The sequence below is a fragment of the Cognatiluteimonas profundi genome (genome assembly GCF_009792795.1).
In the GTDB taxonomy this organism is placed as follows: Bacteria; Pseudomonadota; Gammaproteobacteria; order Xanthomonadales; family Xanthomonadaceae; genus Cognatiluteimonas; species Cognatiluteimonas profundi.
Genome location: NZ_VKHQ01000001.1, coordinates 25,801 through 42,986, shown reverse-complemented (window position 1 = coordinate 42,986; position 17,186 = coordinate 25,801). Strand labels below are relative to the sequence as shown.

Below are 17,186 nucleotides of genomic sequence, written 5' to 3'. Positions count from 1 at the left end.
TCGCAAAGATGAACATGCCAGCTGCTCCAGGTTGTTGATCCACGTCAAGCCGTTCGATCCGCTGCTGCCTACGCTGGGTGCCCACCCATCGCAGGCCAGCCATGAACATCACGGCATCCGGATTGAACACCACGCACGCCCCCGACTATCCACGCTGGTCGGAAACGCTGCGTGACCGAAGCCACGTCGTCATCCGGCCCATGGGCTCGCAGGATCGGGAAGAGGAGCGTGCATTCATCGAAGGCCTGTCGCCGCAATCGCGGCATTTCCGGTTCCTCGGGCAGGTATGCCGCCCCAGCGACCGCCTGCTCGATCAATTGACCGATGTCGACAACGTCCACGACGTTGCCTTTGCGGCCGTCACGCACGAGGACTCGCGCGAGCGGATCGTCGGCGTGGGGCGCTACAGCGCCAACACCGCCGGCGACGTCTGCGAATGCGCGGTGACGGTCAGCGACGACTGGCAAGGCAAGGGGCTGGGGACGCTGCTGATGAAGCATCTCATCGAGGTCGCGCGCGCACGGGGAATCCATCGGATGTACTCGGTCGACTCGGCGGAGAACGTCAGGATGACGGAACTCGCAGGCGACCTGGGCTTCCTGCACCACGTGGACCCGGATGACGCGTCCCAGCTGATCCACGAACTGCTGCTTTGACCCGTTTGCGTCCACCGCCGGGCCGCGCGGGTTCCGCTAGCGGATGATGGTCACCGGGATGGTCGAATGCGCCAGTACCTTGATGGTCACCGAACCCAGGAAGACGCTCTGGAGCACATTGCGTCCATGTGAGCCCATCACGATCAGCTGGCTTCGGGACGACTTGGCCACCTTGATGATGGTGTCGGCCGGGTTGCCCACCAGCATTTGTTCCTCGAAGTCGACGTCGGCCTTCCTGAGCACCGAACGCGCGGTTTTAACCGCGTAGTTGGCGTTTTCGGCATGGTAGCGGGCCGTGCCCTGCACACCGAGTTCCACCGAGACCGATCGCATCAGCGGCTCGTCGACGTTGATCAGGGTGACGTGCGGCTTCTCGGCAAGGGCCGACGAGAGCTTGGCGACATATCGCGCGGCCCGGTTGCCGGATTGGCTGCCATCAACCGCCAGAAGGATTCGCATGGGGCTCTCCTCGAAGGATGCACGCTGGTCTGCCCTGCAACAATGATTCAGAAGGGACCCTGTTGCAATTGACCAGCGTCAACCCGGGAGGCATTGGCCGAAGCTGTCCATGGCAGGCGCTGCGTTGGCGCCTGCGCGATTCGTCGGGTGCCGGAATCCCGCGCGGTCTTCGATGCCAGGCGCCGGAAACTAAAAACCCGGCATTGCGGCCGGGCTTGCGGGGCTCGCGACCTTGTCGGTGGCGAGTGGTGGAGCGGAGGGGGATCGAACCCCTGACCTTCGCGATGCGAACGCGACGCTCTCCCAGCTGAGCTACCGCCCCACGAGCGGCGAATTATACGGACGGGTCGCTGCCGCCGCCAGTCGGGCGCAGGAGTGGCGCAAGCGACGGCTCCAGTTGGCCGCGTCGCCAGCCGGACAGCGGCCCCGGCCAGTCCTTGCCGCCCAGCAGCGGTTCCAGCCACCGGCGCGAGGCCAGCACGCCATCGGGAAGGCCAAGCTCGGCGCTGCGCGCCGCGACAGCCTGCTGCAGCTTGCGCAACGCATTCTTGTCGGGCTCGTCGCTGCTGATCGCAGGCGCGTCGGATTCATCCGCCAACGGGGTGTGCAGTGCGGCCCAGATGGCGGATGCCAACTTGCGTGGCGCCTTGGGCTGCGCATCGAGCTGCGATTGCAGGGCTGGCAGGTCGCCCGGCGGCGCGCGCGCCAGCAACGCGGCGAATTCGCTCTCCAGGATCCAGGTGCGTGGGCGGTCGTTGTCGCGCGCGTAGGCGTCGCGCCAGCGCAGCAGGCGCAACAGGCGTACCTGCGCGTCGGCGTCGAGGTATTGCGCCGAGCGCAGGCCAAGGTGCGGCCAGAGCTCGAGATCATCGCGTTGCGCGTTGCCGACGAGCCTGAGGCAGTCTTCGTGCAGCCAGTCTTGACGTCCCAGGTCATCGAGCCGCGTGGCCAGGTCATCGTGCAGCAGGAACAGGTGGCGGACGTCATCGGCTGCGTACTGCAGTTGCGATGGCGACAGGGGACGACGCAACCAGTCCGATCGCGTCTCACCCTTTTCCAGTGCGATGCCGAGTGTCTCCTGCACCAGGCGCTGGTAACCGACACCGGCGCCGACGCCGGCCAGCGCGGCGGCGATCTGCGTGTCGAACAGCGGCGCGGGCACCACGCCACACGCGTGCTTCAGCGCGACCAGGTCTTCGCTGGCGCTATGCATCACCTTCGTCAGCGAGGCGTCGACCAGCATGTCGCGCAGCGCGTCGCACATGCCGGGGAGCAGCGGATCGACCAGCAGGATCCGCGGCGCGGACACCTCTTCGTGCTCGATCGCCACCTGCACGAGCGCCAGCTGCGGCCACCAGGTGCGCTCCCGGATGAATTCGGTGTCCAGTCCCACCCGCGACGATGCGGTCGCGAGCTGCGACTGGAGCTGGGCGGGGTCGGTGATCCACTCCACGGTGAGGGGTTTCCTGGGTTGCGGCTCAAGAGCCTAACGGGCGCACGCGGATTGTCCAACACCGCATGTGCGGGTTGCCGCAGGCGGCGACAATGGCCTAAGTTGGCGCTGGCTGCCCTCGATCGAGGGATGGAGAGTGTCCTTGCGCGTTCCGTTCATGGTTGCATTGCGCGGCATCCTGGCGGCGACCGTCCTGGGCATGGCGTTGCTGGGGGGCTGTTCGCGCGACGCCGGGACACCTTCGAAATCGGGCACCGCAACCGACCGTACCGGCACTGTCACGGTCCAGGGCGACGACCGTATCGCCGAGTCGCTCACATGGCAGGCGCCCGCCGTGGAATTGCCGGCCGGGGGCCGAAAGGTCGCACTGGCGAAAGCCGCCGCCGCGCTTGCCGCCGGACACTTGTACGACGATGGCGATGCGGCGATCCCCCTGTACATGGCCCTGGTCAGGCAGGAGCCCGGCGACGTCATTGCGCGAAACGGCCTGCGGCATGCGCTCGATGTCCTGCTTGCCAGCGGCGACGGTTTCCTGGCGACGTCCGGCGACGATATCGAAGCCCTGCGAAGCGCGCATCGGGTCGCGGCGGTGGCCAGGACTGCGGCCCCGGAGGATGACGCGGTGCGCGACTACCTGCATCGCGTCGACACGGCGGATCAATTGTGGGAACTCAACCGGCAGGCCGAAGAAGACCTGCGGGCTGGCCGGCTCGGTGAGTCCGGCAAGGGCGCACTGACGAAGCTGCGTGCCGCCCTGCGCCTGCAGCCTGGCCAGTCGCGCGCAAGCCAGGGCCTGGCTGCGGTCGAAAGCGGGTTGATCCGCAGGGCTGAGGACGCTGCCCGCAAGGAAGACTTCGCGTCGGCCTCGCGCTGGCTCGCTGTCGCATCCGCGGTTCGCCACGATGCGGGCACGATCGCCGACGCCCGCGCGCGCATCGCCGTCATCCGCAGCGTCCGCGTCGACCAGCTTCATGACGAAGGCATGCAGGCATTGCTGCAGCCCAAGGGTATTGCGCTGGCGCGCGGCAAGCTGACGCAGATGCTGCGCATCGCCGACCCCGCCGACGGGGCGGTTGCCGAGTTGCGACAGCGCATCGACCAGGTGACGCACTACGGGCAGTTTCGCGCGGGCCAGCATTTCACCGATGGGCTGAAGCTGGGCGCGCGCAGCCCCGAGATGGTGGTGGTGCCGCACGGTGGATTCCGCATGGGGGCAGCGGATGAGGACGATGAAGCCGGCGACGTCGAGAAGCCGGCGCATTACGTGCGTTTCGCGCGGGGCTTCGCCATGTCGCGGACGGAAGTCACCGTGGATCAGTTTCGCGACTTCATCCGCTCCAGTGGTTATCGGACCACCGCGACGCGACGCGGGCAGGCGATGGTGTACGACGAGCGCAGCGGCAATTTCGTCCGCCGCGGCGGCGTGGACTGGCAGTCAGCGTATGACGGCAGCCGTGCGGACGGCTCGCTGCCGGTGGTGTTCGTCAGTGCACGCGACGCGCAGGCCTACGTCGAATGGCTTGCGGCCCAGAGCAGCCAGCGCTACCGCCTGCCCAGCGAGGCGGAATTCGAATACGCCCTGCGCGCAGGCAGCAGCGGACGCTATCCCTGGGGCAATGGATCGCCGTCGCCGGGCACGGACAACATTGCTGGCGCAAAGGACACGTCCCCGGGCGGTCGGCGCTGGAGCAATGCATACGCCGGTTATGGCGATGGCTTCTGGGGCCCCGCGCCGGTCGGCCATTTCGGAGCGAATGCATACGATCTTCACGACCTTGCCGGCAATGTCAGCGAATGGGTCGCTGACTGCTGGCATGACAGCTATCGGCGTGCACCGGACGATGGGGCAGGCTGGTTGAACCCCGGATGCCGGATGGGAGTCGTCCGTGGCGGGAGTTGGGCCAGTTCACCGGCACAGACACGGTCCGCGTGGCGTGCGCCGCTGGATGCCGAAGCCACGAATGCACGCATCGGCTTCCGGGTCGTTCGCGAAATATGACGTCCCGGACAGGGACATGACAGCTCAACCATCAGGGGAACCACGATGCGACAGGATCCAACAGGTACGCGCCGCGGGTTCGGCTTTGGCGGATTGCGGTTGTGGGTGCTGGTGTTGTTCGCCGCCTATGCTGGCTACTACTGGTTTTCCAATCGCACGACCGATGCATTGACCGGCGAAAAAGTCGTCATCGACAAGAACATCTCGCCACAGGACGAAAAGGCGCTCGGGCTGCAGGCATACCAGGAGATCCTCACCCAGGAACAACCGCTGGATCCCAACTCGCAGATCGCGCAGCAGGTGCACGAAGTCGCCCAGCGCCTCATCGCCAAGGTCCCCGAGGTCGAGGATGCCCTGGCCAGCGAGCACGGCATGCAGGCGCCGCATGTCGAGAAGTCGTTCGACTGGGCCGTCAACGTGCTGCAGTCCGACCAGGTCAACGCGTTCTGCCTTCCTGGCGGGAAGATCGCGGTCTATACCGGACTCGTCCCGGTGGCGCAGAACGCCGATGCGATGGCGGTCGTGCTGGGGCATGAGATTTCCCACGCGCTGCTGCGGCATGGTGCGCAGCGCCTGACGGAGCAGAAGCTGGAGCAGATCGGCCAGATGGCGGGCGCCGCCAGCGGCATGGACCAGAACCAGATGCAGGCGGTCATGGCCGTCTACGGTTACGGGCACGCGCTGCCCTACGCGCGCAAGCAGGAGACGCAGGCCGACGAGATGGGCCTGATGCTGGCCGCGGCGGCCTGCTACAACCCGCGCGAAGCCATCCCGCTGTGGCAGCGCATGACCGAAGCCAGCGGTGGCAGTGGCCAGCCCGAGTTCGCATCGACCCATCCCAATCCCGGCACGCGCATCCAGAACCTGCAGGCGCTGATGCCGAAGGCGCTCGATTACCAGTCACGCTTCTGCAAGGGAGCCGGGAGCGCTGCCGCTGCGCCATGATCGGCGCGGCGCACTCAGAAGCTCATGAACAAGCCGCCGTTGACGGCCATGTTGGTGCCGGTGATGAAGCCGGACTCGTCAGCGCTGAGGAATTCCACGACGCGTGCGATTTCCTCGGGCCTACCGAGGCGTCCCACCGGGACGCCCTGCACGATGGAAGCGCGGGTCTCCTCGGGCATCGCGAGCACCAGCGGGGTTTCGCAGTAGCCGGGTGAAACCGAGTTGACCGTGACGCCCTTGCGCGCCACCTCGCGCGCCAGGGCCATGGTGAAGCCATGCATGCCGGCCTTGGATGCCGAATAGTTGGTCTGGCCGAACTGCCCGGTTTGTCCGTTGACCGAGCTGATGTTGACGATGCGGCCGAATCCCGCCGTCATCATCGCGTCGACCGCATGCCGGCTCAGGTTGAAGACGCCATCCAGGTTCACGCCCATGACGGCGTCCCACTGCAGCTTGTCCATCTTGCGTAGCGTCGTGTCGCGTGTGATGCCGGCGGCGTTGACGAGGATGTCGAGCGAGCCCAGGTCCGACTGGATGCCCCGCACGCATGCCCCGCAGGCGTCGAAGTCGGTCACGTCCAGCGGCTGGAAGCCCACGTCCAGTCCTTCCACGGCGCGGCGGAACCCGGCGACGGCGGCCTGACGGTCCAGGTCCAGCGCGACCACGCGACGCCCGGCCTTGGCCAGGGCAATGCAGATGGCTGTCCCCAGTCCACCAATGCCACCGCTGACGGCGGCGACGCGCGGCGTGGCGGCCATGGCCGGCCTCAACTGCGGGACTTGTCCTTTTCCTTCTCGCGCGGAGGCGGACCGGCGGCGCGATTGACGCCTCCGGCGAGGGTCTGCTGGAAGTCCTTCCAGACCTCGAGATTGCGCTCGGTCAACTGGTTCATCATCGTCCACGGTGTCTGGCCGAGGAGGCCGCCGACCTGCTGGCGGAACTGCTGTTGCTGCTCCAGGAACACCTGCATCGAACGCTCGAGGTAGTTCCCCATGAAGCCCTGCAGCGAATCGCCATAGAAACGGATGATCTGGCTGAGCAGCTGGGTGGACAGCATGGGTTCGCCGTCCTGTTCATGCTCGGCGATGATCTGCAGCAGCACCTGGCGCGTCAGGTCCTCGCCGCTCTTGGCATCGCGCACCTCGAACGACTCGCCCTCGACGATCAGCTGGCGCACATCCTCGATGGTGATGTAGCTGGAGATCTCGGTGTCGTAGAGGCGACGGTTTGGATATTTCTTGATGACGCGCGTAGCCATGCGACGGACCCCCCGGTGGAAGCCCGAGCATGGCGCAGCTCCGCAGCCCTTGCAACCGCCGTGTCAAGCGTCACAAGTCATGGGAGGCCGCCGACGTTCATCGCCGGCTGTGCCAGCCGCGACGGTTGGCGCGGGGCTACCAGCCCATGTACTGGCCACCGTTGGCGGACAGGTTTGCGCCGGTGATCCACGCGGCCTCGTCGGGGATGAAGAAGGCGACGGCATACGCGATTTCATCGGGCAATCCGAGGCGCCCCGTGGGGATCTGCGCGACGATCTTCGCGCGGACTTCCTCGGGAACCGCCATCACCATGTCGGTGCCGATATAGCCGGGCGACACGGTGTTGACGGTGATGCCGAACCTGGCGTTTTCCTGGGCCAGGGAAATCGTGAACCCGTGCATGCCCGCCTTGGCGGCGGCGTAGTTGGCCTGGCCGTACTGTCCCTTCTGCCCGTTGATCGAGCTGATCTGGATCACGCGGCCCCATTGGCGCTGGCGCATGCCCTCGATGACCGGGCGGGTCATGTTGTAGACGGAGTTGAGATTGGTGTTGATGACCTCGCTCCACTGTTCCGGGCGCATCTTGTGGAAGGTCGTGTCGCGGGTGATGCCGGCGTTGTTGACGAGGATGTCGACCGGCCCGACCTGTCGTTCGACCTCGGCCACGATCGCCGCTCCACCCTCGGGCGAGGACACGTCACCCTTGACCAGTGCGATGTCGTAGCCATCCGATCGCATCTTCCCCTGCCATTCGCGGGCCTTGTCCTCGTTGCGGTAGTTGGTGGCGACCTTGTGGCCAAGGTCGGCAAGCCGCCTGCAGATGGCGGTTCCGATACCACCGGTTCCACCGGTCACCAGTGCCACGCGTTCGCTCATGTCGAATCCTCAGGGACCGCGGACGCGGTCGTTGTCCGGTCAATGTAACGTGCCAGGCAGCAGTTTAAGGACGGCGCGTTACGCTTGTGTCGGGCAGGGACGGCATCGCGACAGGTTGTCCGGGTATGCGTGACGGATCGAATTCCCGTTGCGCCATCGACAGCATCGCGGCGACCGACGCGGCGCCGGCATGCGCAGACGGATCCTGCCCCAAGGCTGCCCAGACGACGCGCAATGCGGGCAGCGGATCCGACGCGTCGACCGGCGCGCATGCCAGCGACTTCGACAACTTCCGGCCGTCGGCATCCAGCAGCAGGGGAAGGTGCGCGTGACGTGGCGTCGACAGGCCCAATGCGCGCTGCAGCAGGATCTGCCGTGGCGTTGAGACGAGGAGGTCGGCGCCGCGTACGACATCGGTGATGCCCTGCGCGGCGTCATCCACCACCACCGCCAGCTGATACGCCCATGGGCCATCCGCGCGCCTGAGGACGAAGTCGCCGACCTCGCTGCCGACATCCTGGTGCACCGGACCCTGGATCAGGTCGTCGAATTCCAAGCGGGTGCGTGGCGGAACCCGGAAGCGCACCGATGGGTGGTCGATGGCGTGCGCAGCCACGCACTGGTGGTGGACGCCACCGTTGGCCGCGAGGGTCCTGCGGGAGCAGTGGCAGTGGAAGGCGTCGCCGCGATCGAGCAGGCGGTCCAGGGCCGCCTGGTACAACGGGCCGCGTTCGCTCTGGCGCACGACCGGTTCATCGCTTGCCAGGCCGAAGGCTGCGAGCGTGCGCAACTGCAGTCCCGCGGCACCCGGGACTTCGCGCGGCGGGTCCAGGTCCTCGATGCGGACCAGCCAGCGTCCACCGGCCTTCCGGGCCAGCAGCCAGCTTCCCCATGCGGTCAGCAACGACCCGAGGTGCAGCGGGCCGGTTGGCGATGGCGCAAAGCGTCCGCGGTAGCTCGTCTGGTCCAGGCTCATCGGATTACCCGGACACCAGCCATGCAGGGCGTGCTCACTTGAAATTCCCGGCCGGCTGCCACAGATCGTGCGTAGTGCGCGCATGAGCGCGACCCAATGGAGCACCCGGATGTTGAAGCGCGTTGCATTGTTCCTCGTCACCAATCTCGCTGTCCTGGCCCTGGTCAGCGTGGTCATGTCCGTGCTTGGCGTCAACGCCGATCAGTTCGGCGGACTGCTGGTGATGGCCGCACTGTTCGGCTTCGGCGGGTCGTTCGTTTCGCTGCTGCTGTCCAAGTGGGTCGCCAAGCGCGCCACCGGCGCGCAGGTGATCCAGACACCACGCAACGAAGCCGAACAATGGCTGCTTGCGACGGTCCGCCGCCAGGCGACGGCCGCCGGCATCGGCGTGCCGGAAGTCGCCATCTACGATGCTCCGGAGATCAACGCCTTCGCCACCGGGGCCAACCGCAACAGCGCGCTGGTCGCGGTGTCGACCGGCCTGCTGCGCGCGCTGGATCGCAACGAGGCCGAGGCCGTCCTGGGCCATGAAGTCAGCCACGTGGCCAACGGCGACATGGTGACGATGGCCCTGCTGCAGGGCGTGCTCAATACATTTGTGATCGTGCTGGCCCGCCTCGTCGGCCGGGTGGTCGATGGCTACCTGAGCGGCGGCAGGGAGAGCAGCGGTGGCGGCATCGGCTATTACGCGGTCGTCTTCGTGCTCGACATGGTGTTCGGCCTGTTCGCCAGCATGATCGCGATGTGGTTTTCGCGGCATCGCGAATTCCGCGCCGATGCGGGCGGGGCGACACTCGCCGGCCGCGACAAGATGATCGCCGCACTGGAGCGCCTGGCGCAGAACCACGGCCAGACCACCTTGCCCAAACAGGTGGCGGCCTTCGGGATCAGCGGTGGCACCAGTGGCGGACTGCGCCGCCTGCTGATGAGCCATCCGCCGCTGGACGAGCGGATCGCGGCGCTGCGCAATGCACCGCTCGACGGTCGTGCCCTGCATGAGGGCGTGGTGGCCTGAGGCCGTCGCGGCAGGGCGCCGGCCGCGAGCACTTCGTCAGTCGAATTCGTAATTCATGTCGGGCCCGGCGGGCGCGAGGAAGTGGCCTTCCACGAAGTCCACGCCGCTGGAGAACAGCACCGACATGCTGGCGGCATCCTGGACGAATTCCGCAATGGTGCGGATGCCGAGCGTGCGCGCCTTGGTGGCGATCTCGCGGATGCGGGCCTGGTTGGCGGTGTTCTTGGCAAGGTCTTCCATGAAGCTGCGATCGAGCTTGAGGAAGGCCGGATCGAAATGCGACAGCAGCTGGAAGGAGTCCAGGCCCACGCCGAACTGCTCCAGCCCGACACGGCATTTGTGCGCGGCGACCGCGCCCGCGAATTCCTGCGCCGCGCGCAGGTGCGTGAACACCTTCGCCTCGGGCAATTGCAGCACCAGGTATTCGCCGCTCACGCCCTGCGCGGCGAGTTGCTCGCCGACGAAGCGGGAGAGGGTGTCGTCGGCCAGCGAGGCCTGGGTGATCTTCACCAGCAGTGTCGTGGGGTTGCCCGCACGGGCGCGCTCGCCGATCACGGCGATCGCATGCCCGACGACCCAGCGGTCGATCTCCCACAGCAGCCCGTGCTCCTCGGCGATCTGCAGGAAGCTCAGCGGCGGGACCATCTCGCCGGCGCCCGCATCCAGCCGGATGTAGGTCTCGTAGGTGGTACCCGGTTCGCCCTGCAGGCTGATCACGGGCTGGTAGAACAGCAGGAAACGGTCGTGGTCCAGCGCATCGCGCAGGCGTGCGACCCATGCATGGATGCGCTCCTCCTCGGCGCGATCCACGGCGCTGGGGTCGAAGATCTCGAACCGGTTGCCACCCACGGCGATGGAGGACTGCACGCCATGGTTGGCCTTGGCCAGGACCTGGGTGACGCTGGCGATCTTTTCGCCGATCTGCACGCCGCCGATGCTCGCGGTGATCGCGCTGGAGCGGTTGCCGATCTCGAAGACGTGCGATGCGAACGCCTCGCGGATGTTCTCCGCCAGCGCCGTGGTTGTCACGTGGTCGGCCCGGACGAGAACCGCCAGGCTGTGTTCGCCGAAGCGGGCAGCCAGTGCGTCGTTGGCATGTCCCGCTTCCAGCACGCTGCGCAGGCGGCCGGCGATGGCCTCGAGCAATGCGTCGGCCGAATCCAGCCCGATTTCCTGCAGCAGTCGTTGGTAGTGGTCGGGCTCGAGCAGGAGCAGGCCGTGCTGGCCCTGGTTCTGGGCGGCGCCGGCCACCGCATCCTCCAGCGCGCGCAGGAAGGTCGGACGGTTGAGCAGCCCGGTCACCTGGTCGCGCTGGCGCAGTTCCTCGACTTCCCGGGCAAGCTCCGGGTCGGTTTCCTGGCGCCGGAACACAACCTGCAGGCAAGGCTCGCCTTCATAGAGTGCAGGCGTGAATTCCATGACCGCCGCGAACGCCGATCCTGCGATGTCGCGCGCTTCCAGTTCGTAGCGCGGCGGTGGCGGCTCGCCCTTGCTCAGCGACTTCAGCAGCTTCTTGAACCCTTCGACATGGTGCGGTGCGACCAGGTCGAGCAGCGACATTCCCTCGAGGTCATCGAAGGACTCATACCCGAACATTTCCAGGTAGGCGCCATTGGCACGGATGTGCATGCCTTCGTGCACATAGGCGATGGGCTCGCGGGACGATTCGATGAGGGCGTCGCAACGGCGTTCGGTTTCGCGCACCTGGGCTTCCAGGCGACGCAGCGAGCGGCGGGCCTCCAGGTCGGCCCACTCGGTCCGGACGGCGCCCAGCAACTGCTGCGGTTTTTGCCGCAGGGCGATCCCGCGCACGCCCGAGGCAAAGGCCTGTGCCAGGCTGGCTTCATCGACACGATCGGCGATGGCGATGACCGGGAGGTCCTTGCCGCTGGCCTTCACCAGCTGCAGTACGTCGTCCAGGGGGATGCCGGTGGACTGCTGCGCGGCGAGCACCAGATCGACGGGCTGCGCGCCGAGCATGTCCTGCAATTCTTCCGCCGACGCCGGCCGCAATGGCCGCACGGCGATCCCGGCATTACGCATGGCGCTGACGATCGCTTCGGCGTCCTCGACGCTGTCGTCGACGATCATCAGGCGCAACGCGGTGTCGACCCCATTCTGCATGCAGCTCTCCGTATGGGCCGTTTTCTACACGATGGGGCGGATTGCGTCCAATCCGGGCGCGTCATCCATCCGCCGGATCCTGCCGCAATGGCGTCAATGGACGCTTTCCCGTGTCCCCGGGGACTTCGCGGACCAGCCTTGGGACAAGATAGCCGGACAGGCGTGACGACAATCCGTCATGGAGCGCCAGTGCGGTTGAATCGTCGACCTCGAAATGCACCGCGCCCTGGACGCGGTCCAACTGGTGCAGGTAGTACGGCAGCACGCCAGCGGCATGGGCGCGCTCGCTCAATGCGGCGAGCGCATCGACTGAATCGTTCACGTGGCGAAGCAGGACGGCCTGGTTGAGCAGGGTCGCTCCGGTGCCGCGCAGCCGCCCCATCGCCGCATCGACATCGGCGTCGAATTCATTGGCGTGGTTCGCGTGGACAACGACCGCGACGGGCCAGGGCATCCCATCGATCCAGTCGAGCAGGGCGTCATCCACCCGCTCTGGCAGGACGATCGGCAAACGCGTGTGGATGCGCAGTCGCTTGAGATGCGGGACGCGGGCGAGGGCCGCCGTCAGCTGCGCGAGCTTGGGCGTGTCCAGCGACAAGGGATCGCCTCCGGACAGGATCACCTCGTCGATGGTCGGATCCTGGGCGATGGCGTCCAGCGCGCCGGCCCATCCGTCGCGCGACGCCGCCTGCCCGGCATAGGGAAAGTGCCGGCGGAAGCAATATCGGCAATGCACGGCGCAGGCGCCGGTGGTGATGAGCAGCGCGCGGCCCTGGTATTTCCGCAGCACGCCCGTCGCAATGCCTGCCGCCGTGTCGCCGACCGCATCAAGAACGAAGCCGGGTAGCAGGCGTTCCTCGTCGTCCAGCGGCAGCACCTGCCGGAGCAACGGGTCCGAGGCATCGCCGTGGCGCATCCGCCCGACAAACCCGCGCGGAACACGCAGCGGAAACTGTTCGGCGGCGGACCGGGACAGTCGGCCGGCGAGCGCCTCCAGGCCGAGCATTGCCAGCAGTTCGTGCGGATCGCGGACAGACTCGCGCCAGAGGCGTCGCCAGTCAGCCGACAGTGCACCCACAGCCGCATCACCGGACGCTTCGGTCCTGGCATCCACAGGCGAAGGCTGCAGTACGGGGGAGGCTGCAGGTATCATTGGCGGTCAGCGTTTCCAGCATCTTCCGGCAGCGGCCGGAATCTCGATCCCCTTAGTTTAGCCGTCCCCCGAGGCGGCCCGCAGGAGTTTCCATGGCCAGCTATGGCATGAACGACGTCAAGAACGGCATGAAGATCCTGGTCAACAACGAGCCGTGCATCATCACCGAGACGGAATACGTCAAGCCGGGCAAGGGCCAGGCGTTCACCCGGATCAAGTACCGCTTCATCAAGTCGGGCCGCGTGGTCGAGCTCACCATGAAGGCGACCGACAGCCTCGAAGCCGCGGACGTCGTCGATACCGACATGCAGTTCCTGTATGCCGACGGCGAGCACTGGCATTTCATGCAGCCCGAGACCTTCGAGCAGGTGCAGGCCGACAAGACCGGCGTCGGCGATGCCGCGAAATACCTGAAGGGCGAGGAAGACTGCGTCGTGACCTTGTGGAACGGGATTCCGATCTCGGTGCAGCCGCCGAACTTCGTCGAACTCAAGATCGTGGAGACCGATCCGGGCGTGCGCGGCGATACCTCTGGCGGCGGCGGCAAGCCGGCCAAGCTCGAGACCGGCGCCGTGGTCCGCGTGCCGCTGTTCGTCGGCCAGGACGAGATCATCAAGGTCGACACGCGTTCCGGCGAATACGTCTCACGCGTGAAATAAGCGATGACGGACGGCGCGCGTGAGCATTGCGACCTGCTGATCGAAGCCGGTCATGTCGTGCCCGTGCACCCGCACGGCGTCGTGCTGGCGGACCACGCGATCGCGGTGAGCAACGGCCTGGTCGTGGCCGTGCTGCCAACGGCCGAGGCGCGGACCCGGTTTGCCGCGGCCCAGGTGGTTGCCCGCCCCGATGGCTGCGTGATCCCCGGGCTGGTCAATGCCCACGTCCACAATCCGATGACGCTGCTGCGCGGGGTGGCGGACGATCTTCCGCTGATGGAGTGGCTGCAGGGACATATCTGGCCGCTTGAAGCGCAACTGATCGGGCCGGCATTCGTTGCCGACGGCATCTCGCTGGCGATCGCCGAGATGTTGCGGGGCGGCACGACCTGCTGCAACGAGAACTACTTTTTCCCCGACGTGCAGGCAGCGACCTACAAGCACCACGGATTCCGTGCGCGCATCGGCTTGCCGATCATCGATTTCCCCTCGGCGTGGGCGCGCACGGACGACGAATATTTCGACCGCGCCACCGAAGTCCACGACCAGTGGCGCAGGGATCCGCTGATCGCGACGGCTTTCGCCCCGCATGCGCCGTATACGGTCTCGGACGCAAACTTCGAACGCATCCGCATGCTGTCCGATCAGTTGGACATCCCGGTGCACTGCCATGTGCACGAAACCGAAGCGGAAGTCGGCGAATCGGTGCAGAAATTCGGCCAGCGTCCGCTTGCGCGGCTCGACCGGCTTGGCCTGTTGAACGACCGCCTGATCGCCGTGCACATGACGCAGTTGACCGACGCGGAGATCGCGCAATGCGCCGAGCGCGGCGTGTCGGTGGTGCATTGCGCCGAATCCAACCTCAAGCTGGCATCGGGATTCTGCCCGGTCGCGAAGTTGCAGCGCGCCGGCGTCACCGTGGCGCTGGGTACCGATGGCGCCGCCAGCAACAACGACCTGGACATGTTCGGCGAAATGCGCAGCGCGGCATTGCTCGCCAAGGGTGTCGCCAGCGATCCCTGCGCGATGGACGCCGCGACCACGCTGCGGGCGGCGACGCTCGGCGGCGCCATGGCCATGGGCATGGATCATCTGGTCGGCACGATCGAGCCCGGGAAACAGGCGGACCTGGTCTGCGTCGACCTGGCCCAGGTCGAGACCCAGCCGCTGCACCACGTCGCGTCGCAGCTGGTCTACGCGTGCGGGCGCGACCAGGTCACCGACGTGTGGATCGGCGGACACCGCAAACTCGATGGGCGCGTGCTGGTCGATATCCACATTGCCGGACTGCTCGCCAACGCCAGGCAATGGCGCGAACGCATTGCAGGGATCAAGACCCGATGAGTACCGTGCGCGACGACAATTTTTCACAGCCGGATATCGACAAGTTCGATGAGCTTGCGCATCGCTGGTGGGATCCGTCGGGCCCGCAGAAGGCGCTGCACGCGATGAACCCGCCACGGCTGGCGTACGTCAGCCAACGCATCGCCTTGCGCGGCGCGCGCGTGCTGGACGTCGGCTGCGGCGGCGGGCTGCTCAGCGAAGCGCTGGCGCTGGCGGGGGCCGACGTCACGGCGATCGACCTGGCACCGGAACTGCTGAAGATCGCCGGCCTGCATCGCCTGGAGTCGGGCGTGCAGGTGGACTACCGACGCTCGTCGATCGAGGCGATGGCCGCTTCGGGCGAAGCACCCTTCGACGCCATCACCTGCATGGAGCTGCTGGAGCACGTGCCGGATCCCGCAGCGGTCATCGCTGCCTGCGCCGGGTTGCTCAAGCCAGGCGGACGCCTGTTCGTCTCGACGTTGAACCGGACGCCCGCTGCGTTTGCCCTTGCGATTGTCGGCGCCGAATACATCGCGCGGCTGCTGCCGCGTGGAACGCATGAGTACCGGGATTTCATCAAGCCGTCCGAGCTGGCTGCCTGGCTGCGCGAAGCCGGTCTCGAGCTGGAGGACGTCAGCGGCCTGGTGTACGAGCCGTGGCGCAATGCGGCGCGCATCTCCAGCCGCACGGATGTGAACTACCTCGCCTGCGCATTGAAACCAGCTTGATCACCCGGGCCTTCCCTGAGCTGGTGCTGTTCGACCTGGACGGCACGCTGCTGGACAGCGCGCCGGATTTCGTCGCCACCGTCAACGTGCTGCGGGCCGAACGCGACCACCCCGCGCTGCCCGCGGCGCTGTTGCGCCCGCATGTGTCCCGCGGCGCCCGCGCCATGGTGACGGCTGCATTCCCGGAGATCGGGGAAGCGGCGGTGCAGGCGCTGATTCCACGCTTCCTCGAGGTCTATGCCGGGGAACTTGCCCGCCACGGCCAGGCATTCGATGGCGTCGAGACCTTGCTCGGTGCGATCGAGTCCGCCGGTTGCCGATGGGGAATCGTGACCAACAAGCCGGAATACCTTGCGCTTCGTTTGCTGCCGCTGCTTGGATGGGACGCACGCTGCGCGATCCTCATCGGCGGCGACACGCTGCCCGTGCGCAAGCCCGATCCGCTCCCGCTGCTGCATGCGGCGCGCGAGTTGCGGGTCGGGATCGCGGACTGCGCCTATGTCGGCGACGACCAGCGCGACATCGACGCCGCACGCGCGGCCGGCATGTCGTCGATCGTGGCGCTATGGGGCTATCGCCTGGACGATGACGACCCGTCGGCATGGGGGGGCGACCGGATGATCGACAGCCCGATGCAGTTGCTCGATCCCGCCAACTGGCCGTGACAGGCCTGGCCGTGACAGGCATGGACACTTCGCAGTCCGCGTCGGCATTCACCGCCAAGTGGCAGGATCGCTGGCCCGAGTGGCGCATCGCGCAGGTCTTTGTCGCGCCTTCGCAGCACGCGGTGGCGTTGGCCTGGTTTGCACTGCGGCAGGAGCTTCTGGATGCGGCGTGGGCTGGCAGCGACCCGCGGCCGGGTGAAGCCAAGCTTGGCTGGTGGGCCGAGGAGTTGCTCGGATGGACGCAGGGGCGACGTCGGCATCCGCTGGGTATCGTGCTGCAACGCACTTCGGCTGCGTGGTCGCCGCTGGCCACGGCTGCCATTGCATTGGCAGCGACCCGCGAACCGGCGCGGGATGCGGATGAAGCCATTCTCCGCCTGACGCCATTCGCCGAGGCTGCCATCGCGATCGACGCGGCGCTGCTTGCGTCGCCGCAGCCGGCGTCAGCGACGGCTGTGGTTGCTGGTTTGCTGTGCGAGCAGATCGTCCTGCTCGGCGATGCCGCCGCGCCATTGCAGCTGCGCGCGCGGCAGGCCGCCGCTGTCGCCGGGCACCTAATCGCGGAGCAGGCGGTTGCCCGGGCGTGGGCGGGTGAAGTCCTGCAGCGGTGGCCGCCGCACGGAGGATCGCGCGCGGGCCGCATCCTCGCGGCGCTGGAGCGCCAGCGCCTGGCGCGATTCGCCGCTGGCCAGGCGGCATTCGGGCCGGTGCCGCGGTGGCCGACGCTGTGGACCGCCTGGCGGGCTGCGCGGGGCTGATCCACCACGCGCCGGCGGATGGTCGGCGTTGGGCGCAAAGCACCACGCGCGACACAGCGTTGCATGCAGTGACGGCGCCTGCCCGGGGTGGTCGTTACAATGGCGGCCCCTCCGCGCGAGCGCTGCCGTGTCCTC

Annotated in this window: 17 protein-coding genes and 1 tRNA gene; 9 read left to right on the top strand and 9 right to left on the bottom strand. The window is 67.1% G+C overall.

The genetic code is table 11. The features are described 5' to 3' along the window. Positions 1-101 precede the first annotated feature (101 nt). Positions 102-656, top strand: a complete 555-nt coding sequence (locus GST15_RS00225) for a GNAT family N-acetyltransferase (RefSeq protein WP_159015248.1) — start codon at positions 102-104, stop codon at positions 654-656. Positions 657-692: 36 nt separating this feature from the next. On the opposite strand, the gene GST15_RS00220 is transcribed toward GST15_RS00225, so the two are convergent. The 3 genes from GST15_RS00220 to rnd all read right to left on the bottom strand — a co-directional run bounded on the left by GST15_RS00220 (position 693) and on the right by rnd (position 2,568). Next, complete coding sequence (locus GST15_RS00220) at positions 693-1,115, bottom strand: universal stress protein (protein ID WP_159015247.1); 423 nt, start codon at positions 1,113-1,115, stop codon at positions 693-695. 246 nt (positions 1,116-1,361) lie between these two features. Then, a tRNA-Ala gene (locus GST15_RS00215) sits at positions 1,362-1,437 on the bottom strand. 12 nt (positions 1,438-1,449) lie between these two features. Then, the gene (rnd, locus tag GST15_RS00210) at positions 1,450-2,568 is read right to left on the bottom strand and encodes a ribonuclease D (RefSeq protein ID WP_159015246.1); all 1,119 of its coding nucleotides are present in this window, start codon (positions 2,566-2,568) and stop codon (positions 1,450-1,452) included. Positions 2,569-2,725: 157 nt separating this feature from the next. On the opposite strand from rnd, the gene GST15_RS00205 reads away from it, so the two are divergent. Together GST15_RS00205 and GST15_RS00200 are read left to right on the top strand one after the other, a co-directional pair. Continuing rightward, on the top strand, positions 2,726-4,567 hold the full coding sequence (locus tag GST15_RS00205; protein ID WP_159015344.1) for a formylglycine-generating enzyme family protein: 1,842 nt from the start codon (positions 2,726-2,728) through the stop codon (positions 4,565-4,567). 45 nt (positions 4,568-4,612) lie between these two features. Next, on the top strand, positions 4,613-5,512 hold the full coding sequence (locus GST15_RS00200) for a M48 family metallopeptidase (RefSeq protein ID WP_159015245.1): 900 nt from the start codon (positions 4,613-4,615) through the stop codon (positions 5,510-5,512). A 14-nt stretch (positions 5,513-5,526) separates the two neighbouring features. On the opposite strand, the gene phbB (GST15_RS00195) is transcribed toward GST15_RS00200, so the two are convergent. The 4 genes from phbB (GST15_RS00195) to gluQRS all read right to left on the bottom strand — a co-directional run bounded on the left by phbB (GST15_RS00195) (position 5,527) and on the right by gluQRS (position 8,623). Then, complete coding sequence (gene phbB, locus GST15_RS00195) at positions 5,527-6,270, bottom strand: acetoacetyl-CoA reductase (RefSeq protein WP_159015244.1); 744 nt, start codon at positions 6,268-6,270, stop codon at positions 5,527-5,529. 8 nt (positions 6,271-6,278) lie between these two features. Continuing rightward, on the bottom strand, positions 6,279-6,770 hold the full coding sequence (gene phaR, locus GST15_RS00190) for a polyhydroxyalkanoate synthesis repressor PhaR (protein WP_159015243.1): 492 nt from the start codon (positions 6,768-6,770) through the stop codon (positions 6,279-6,281). A 136-nt stretch (positions 6,771-6,906) separates the two neighbouring features. Beyond that, the gene (gene phbB, locus GST15_RS00185) at positions 6,907-7,647 is read right to left on the bottom strand and encodes a beta-ketoacyl-ACP reductase (RefSeq protein ID WP_159015242.1); all 741 of its coding nucleotides are present in this window, start codon (positions 7,645-7,647) and stop codon (positions 6,907-6,909) included. 64 nt (positions 7,648-7,711) lie between these two features. Then, positions 7,712-8,623 (bottom strand): tRNA glutamyl-Q(34) synthetase GluQRS, encoded by a 912-nt coding sequence (gene gluQRS, locus GST15_RS00180; protein WP_159015241.1) that lies wholly within the window; start codon positions 8,621-8,623, stop codon positions 7,712-7,714. 109 nt (positions 8,624-8,732) lie between these two features. Here gluQRS and htpX point away from each other — a divergent pair, with 109 nt between their 5' ends. Then, positions 8,733-9,638 carry a protease HtpX gene (gene htpX, locus GST15_RS00175; RefSeq protein WP_159015240.1) on the top strand — a complete coding sequence of 302 codons (906 nt, stop codon included), beginning with the start codon at positions 8,733-8,735 and terminating at the stop codon, positions 9,636-9,638. A 36-nt stretch (positions 9,639-9,674) separates the two neighbouring features. Here the strand turns inward: htpX and GST15_RS00170 are convergent, their stop codons facing one another. Together GST15_RS00170 and epmB are read right to left on the bottom strand one after the other, a co-directional pair. Beyond that, positions 9,675-11,762 carry an EAL domain-containing response regulator gene (locus tag GST15_RS00170; RefSeq protein WP_159015239.1) on the bottom strand — a complete coding sequence of 696 codons (2,088 nt, stop codon included), beginning with the start codon at positions 11,760-11,762 and terminating at the stop codon, positions 9,675-9,677. A 61-nt stretch (positions 11,763-11,823) separates the two neighbouring features. Further along, entirely contained in the window at positions 11,824-12,915 is a 1,092-nt protein-coding gene (epmB, locus tag GST15_RS00165) for an EF-P beta-lysylation protein EpmB (protein ID WP_159015238.1), read from the bottom strand. A gap of 92 nt (positions 12,916-13,007) precedes the next feature. Between epmB and efp the strand changes: the two genes are divergently transcribed. Genes efp through GST15_RS00140 form a run of 5 tightly spaced genes read left to right on the top strand, consistent with a single transcriptional unit; the run spans position 13,008 to position 17,051 of the window. After that, complete coding sequence (efp, locus tag GST15_RS00160; protein ID WP_159015237.1) at positions 13,008-13,574, top strand: elongation factor P; 567 nt, start codon at positions 13,008-13,010, stop codon at positions 13,572-13,574. Positions 13,575-13,577: 3 nt separating this feature from the next. Further along, a complete protein-coding gene (locus tag GST15_RS00155; RefSeq protein ID WP_159015236.1) occupies positions 13,578-14,918 on the top strand; it encodes a TRZ/ATZ family hydrolase in 1,341 nt (446 codons plus the stop codon). Next, complete coding sequence (gene ubiG, locus GST15_RS00150; RefSeq protein ID WP_159015235.1) at positions 14,915-15,628, top strand: bifunctional 2-polyprenyl-6-hydroxyphenol methylase/3-demethylubiquinol 3-O-methyltransferase UbiG; 714 nt, start codon at positions 14,915-14,917, stop codon at positions 15,626-15,628. The genes GST15_RS00155 and ubiG overlap by 4 nt, the downstream gene beginning before the upstream one ends. Further along, positions 15,607-16,293, top strand: a complete 687-nt coding sequence (gene gph / locus GST15_RS00145; RefSeq protein WP_159015343.1) for a phosphoglycolate phosphatase — start codon at positions 15,607-15,609, stop codon at positions 16,291-16,293. Before ubiG ends, gph begins: the two co-directional genes overlap by 22 nt. Before the next feature lie 20 nt (positions 16,294-16,313). Beyond that, complete coding sequence (locus tag GST15_RS00140; protein ID WP_159015234.1) at positions 16,314-17,051, top strand: phytoene/squalene synthase family protein; 738 nt, start codon at positions 16,314-16,316, stop codon at positions 17,049-17,051. The last annotated feature ends 135 nt before the right edge of the window (positions 17,052-17,186 follow it).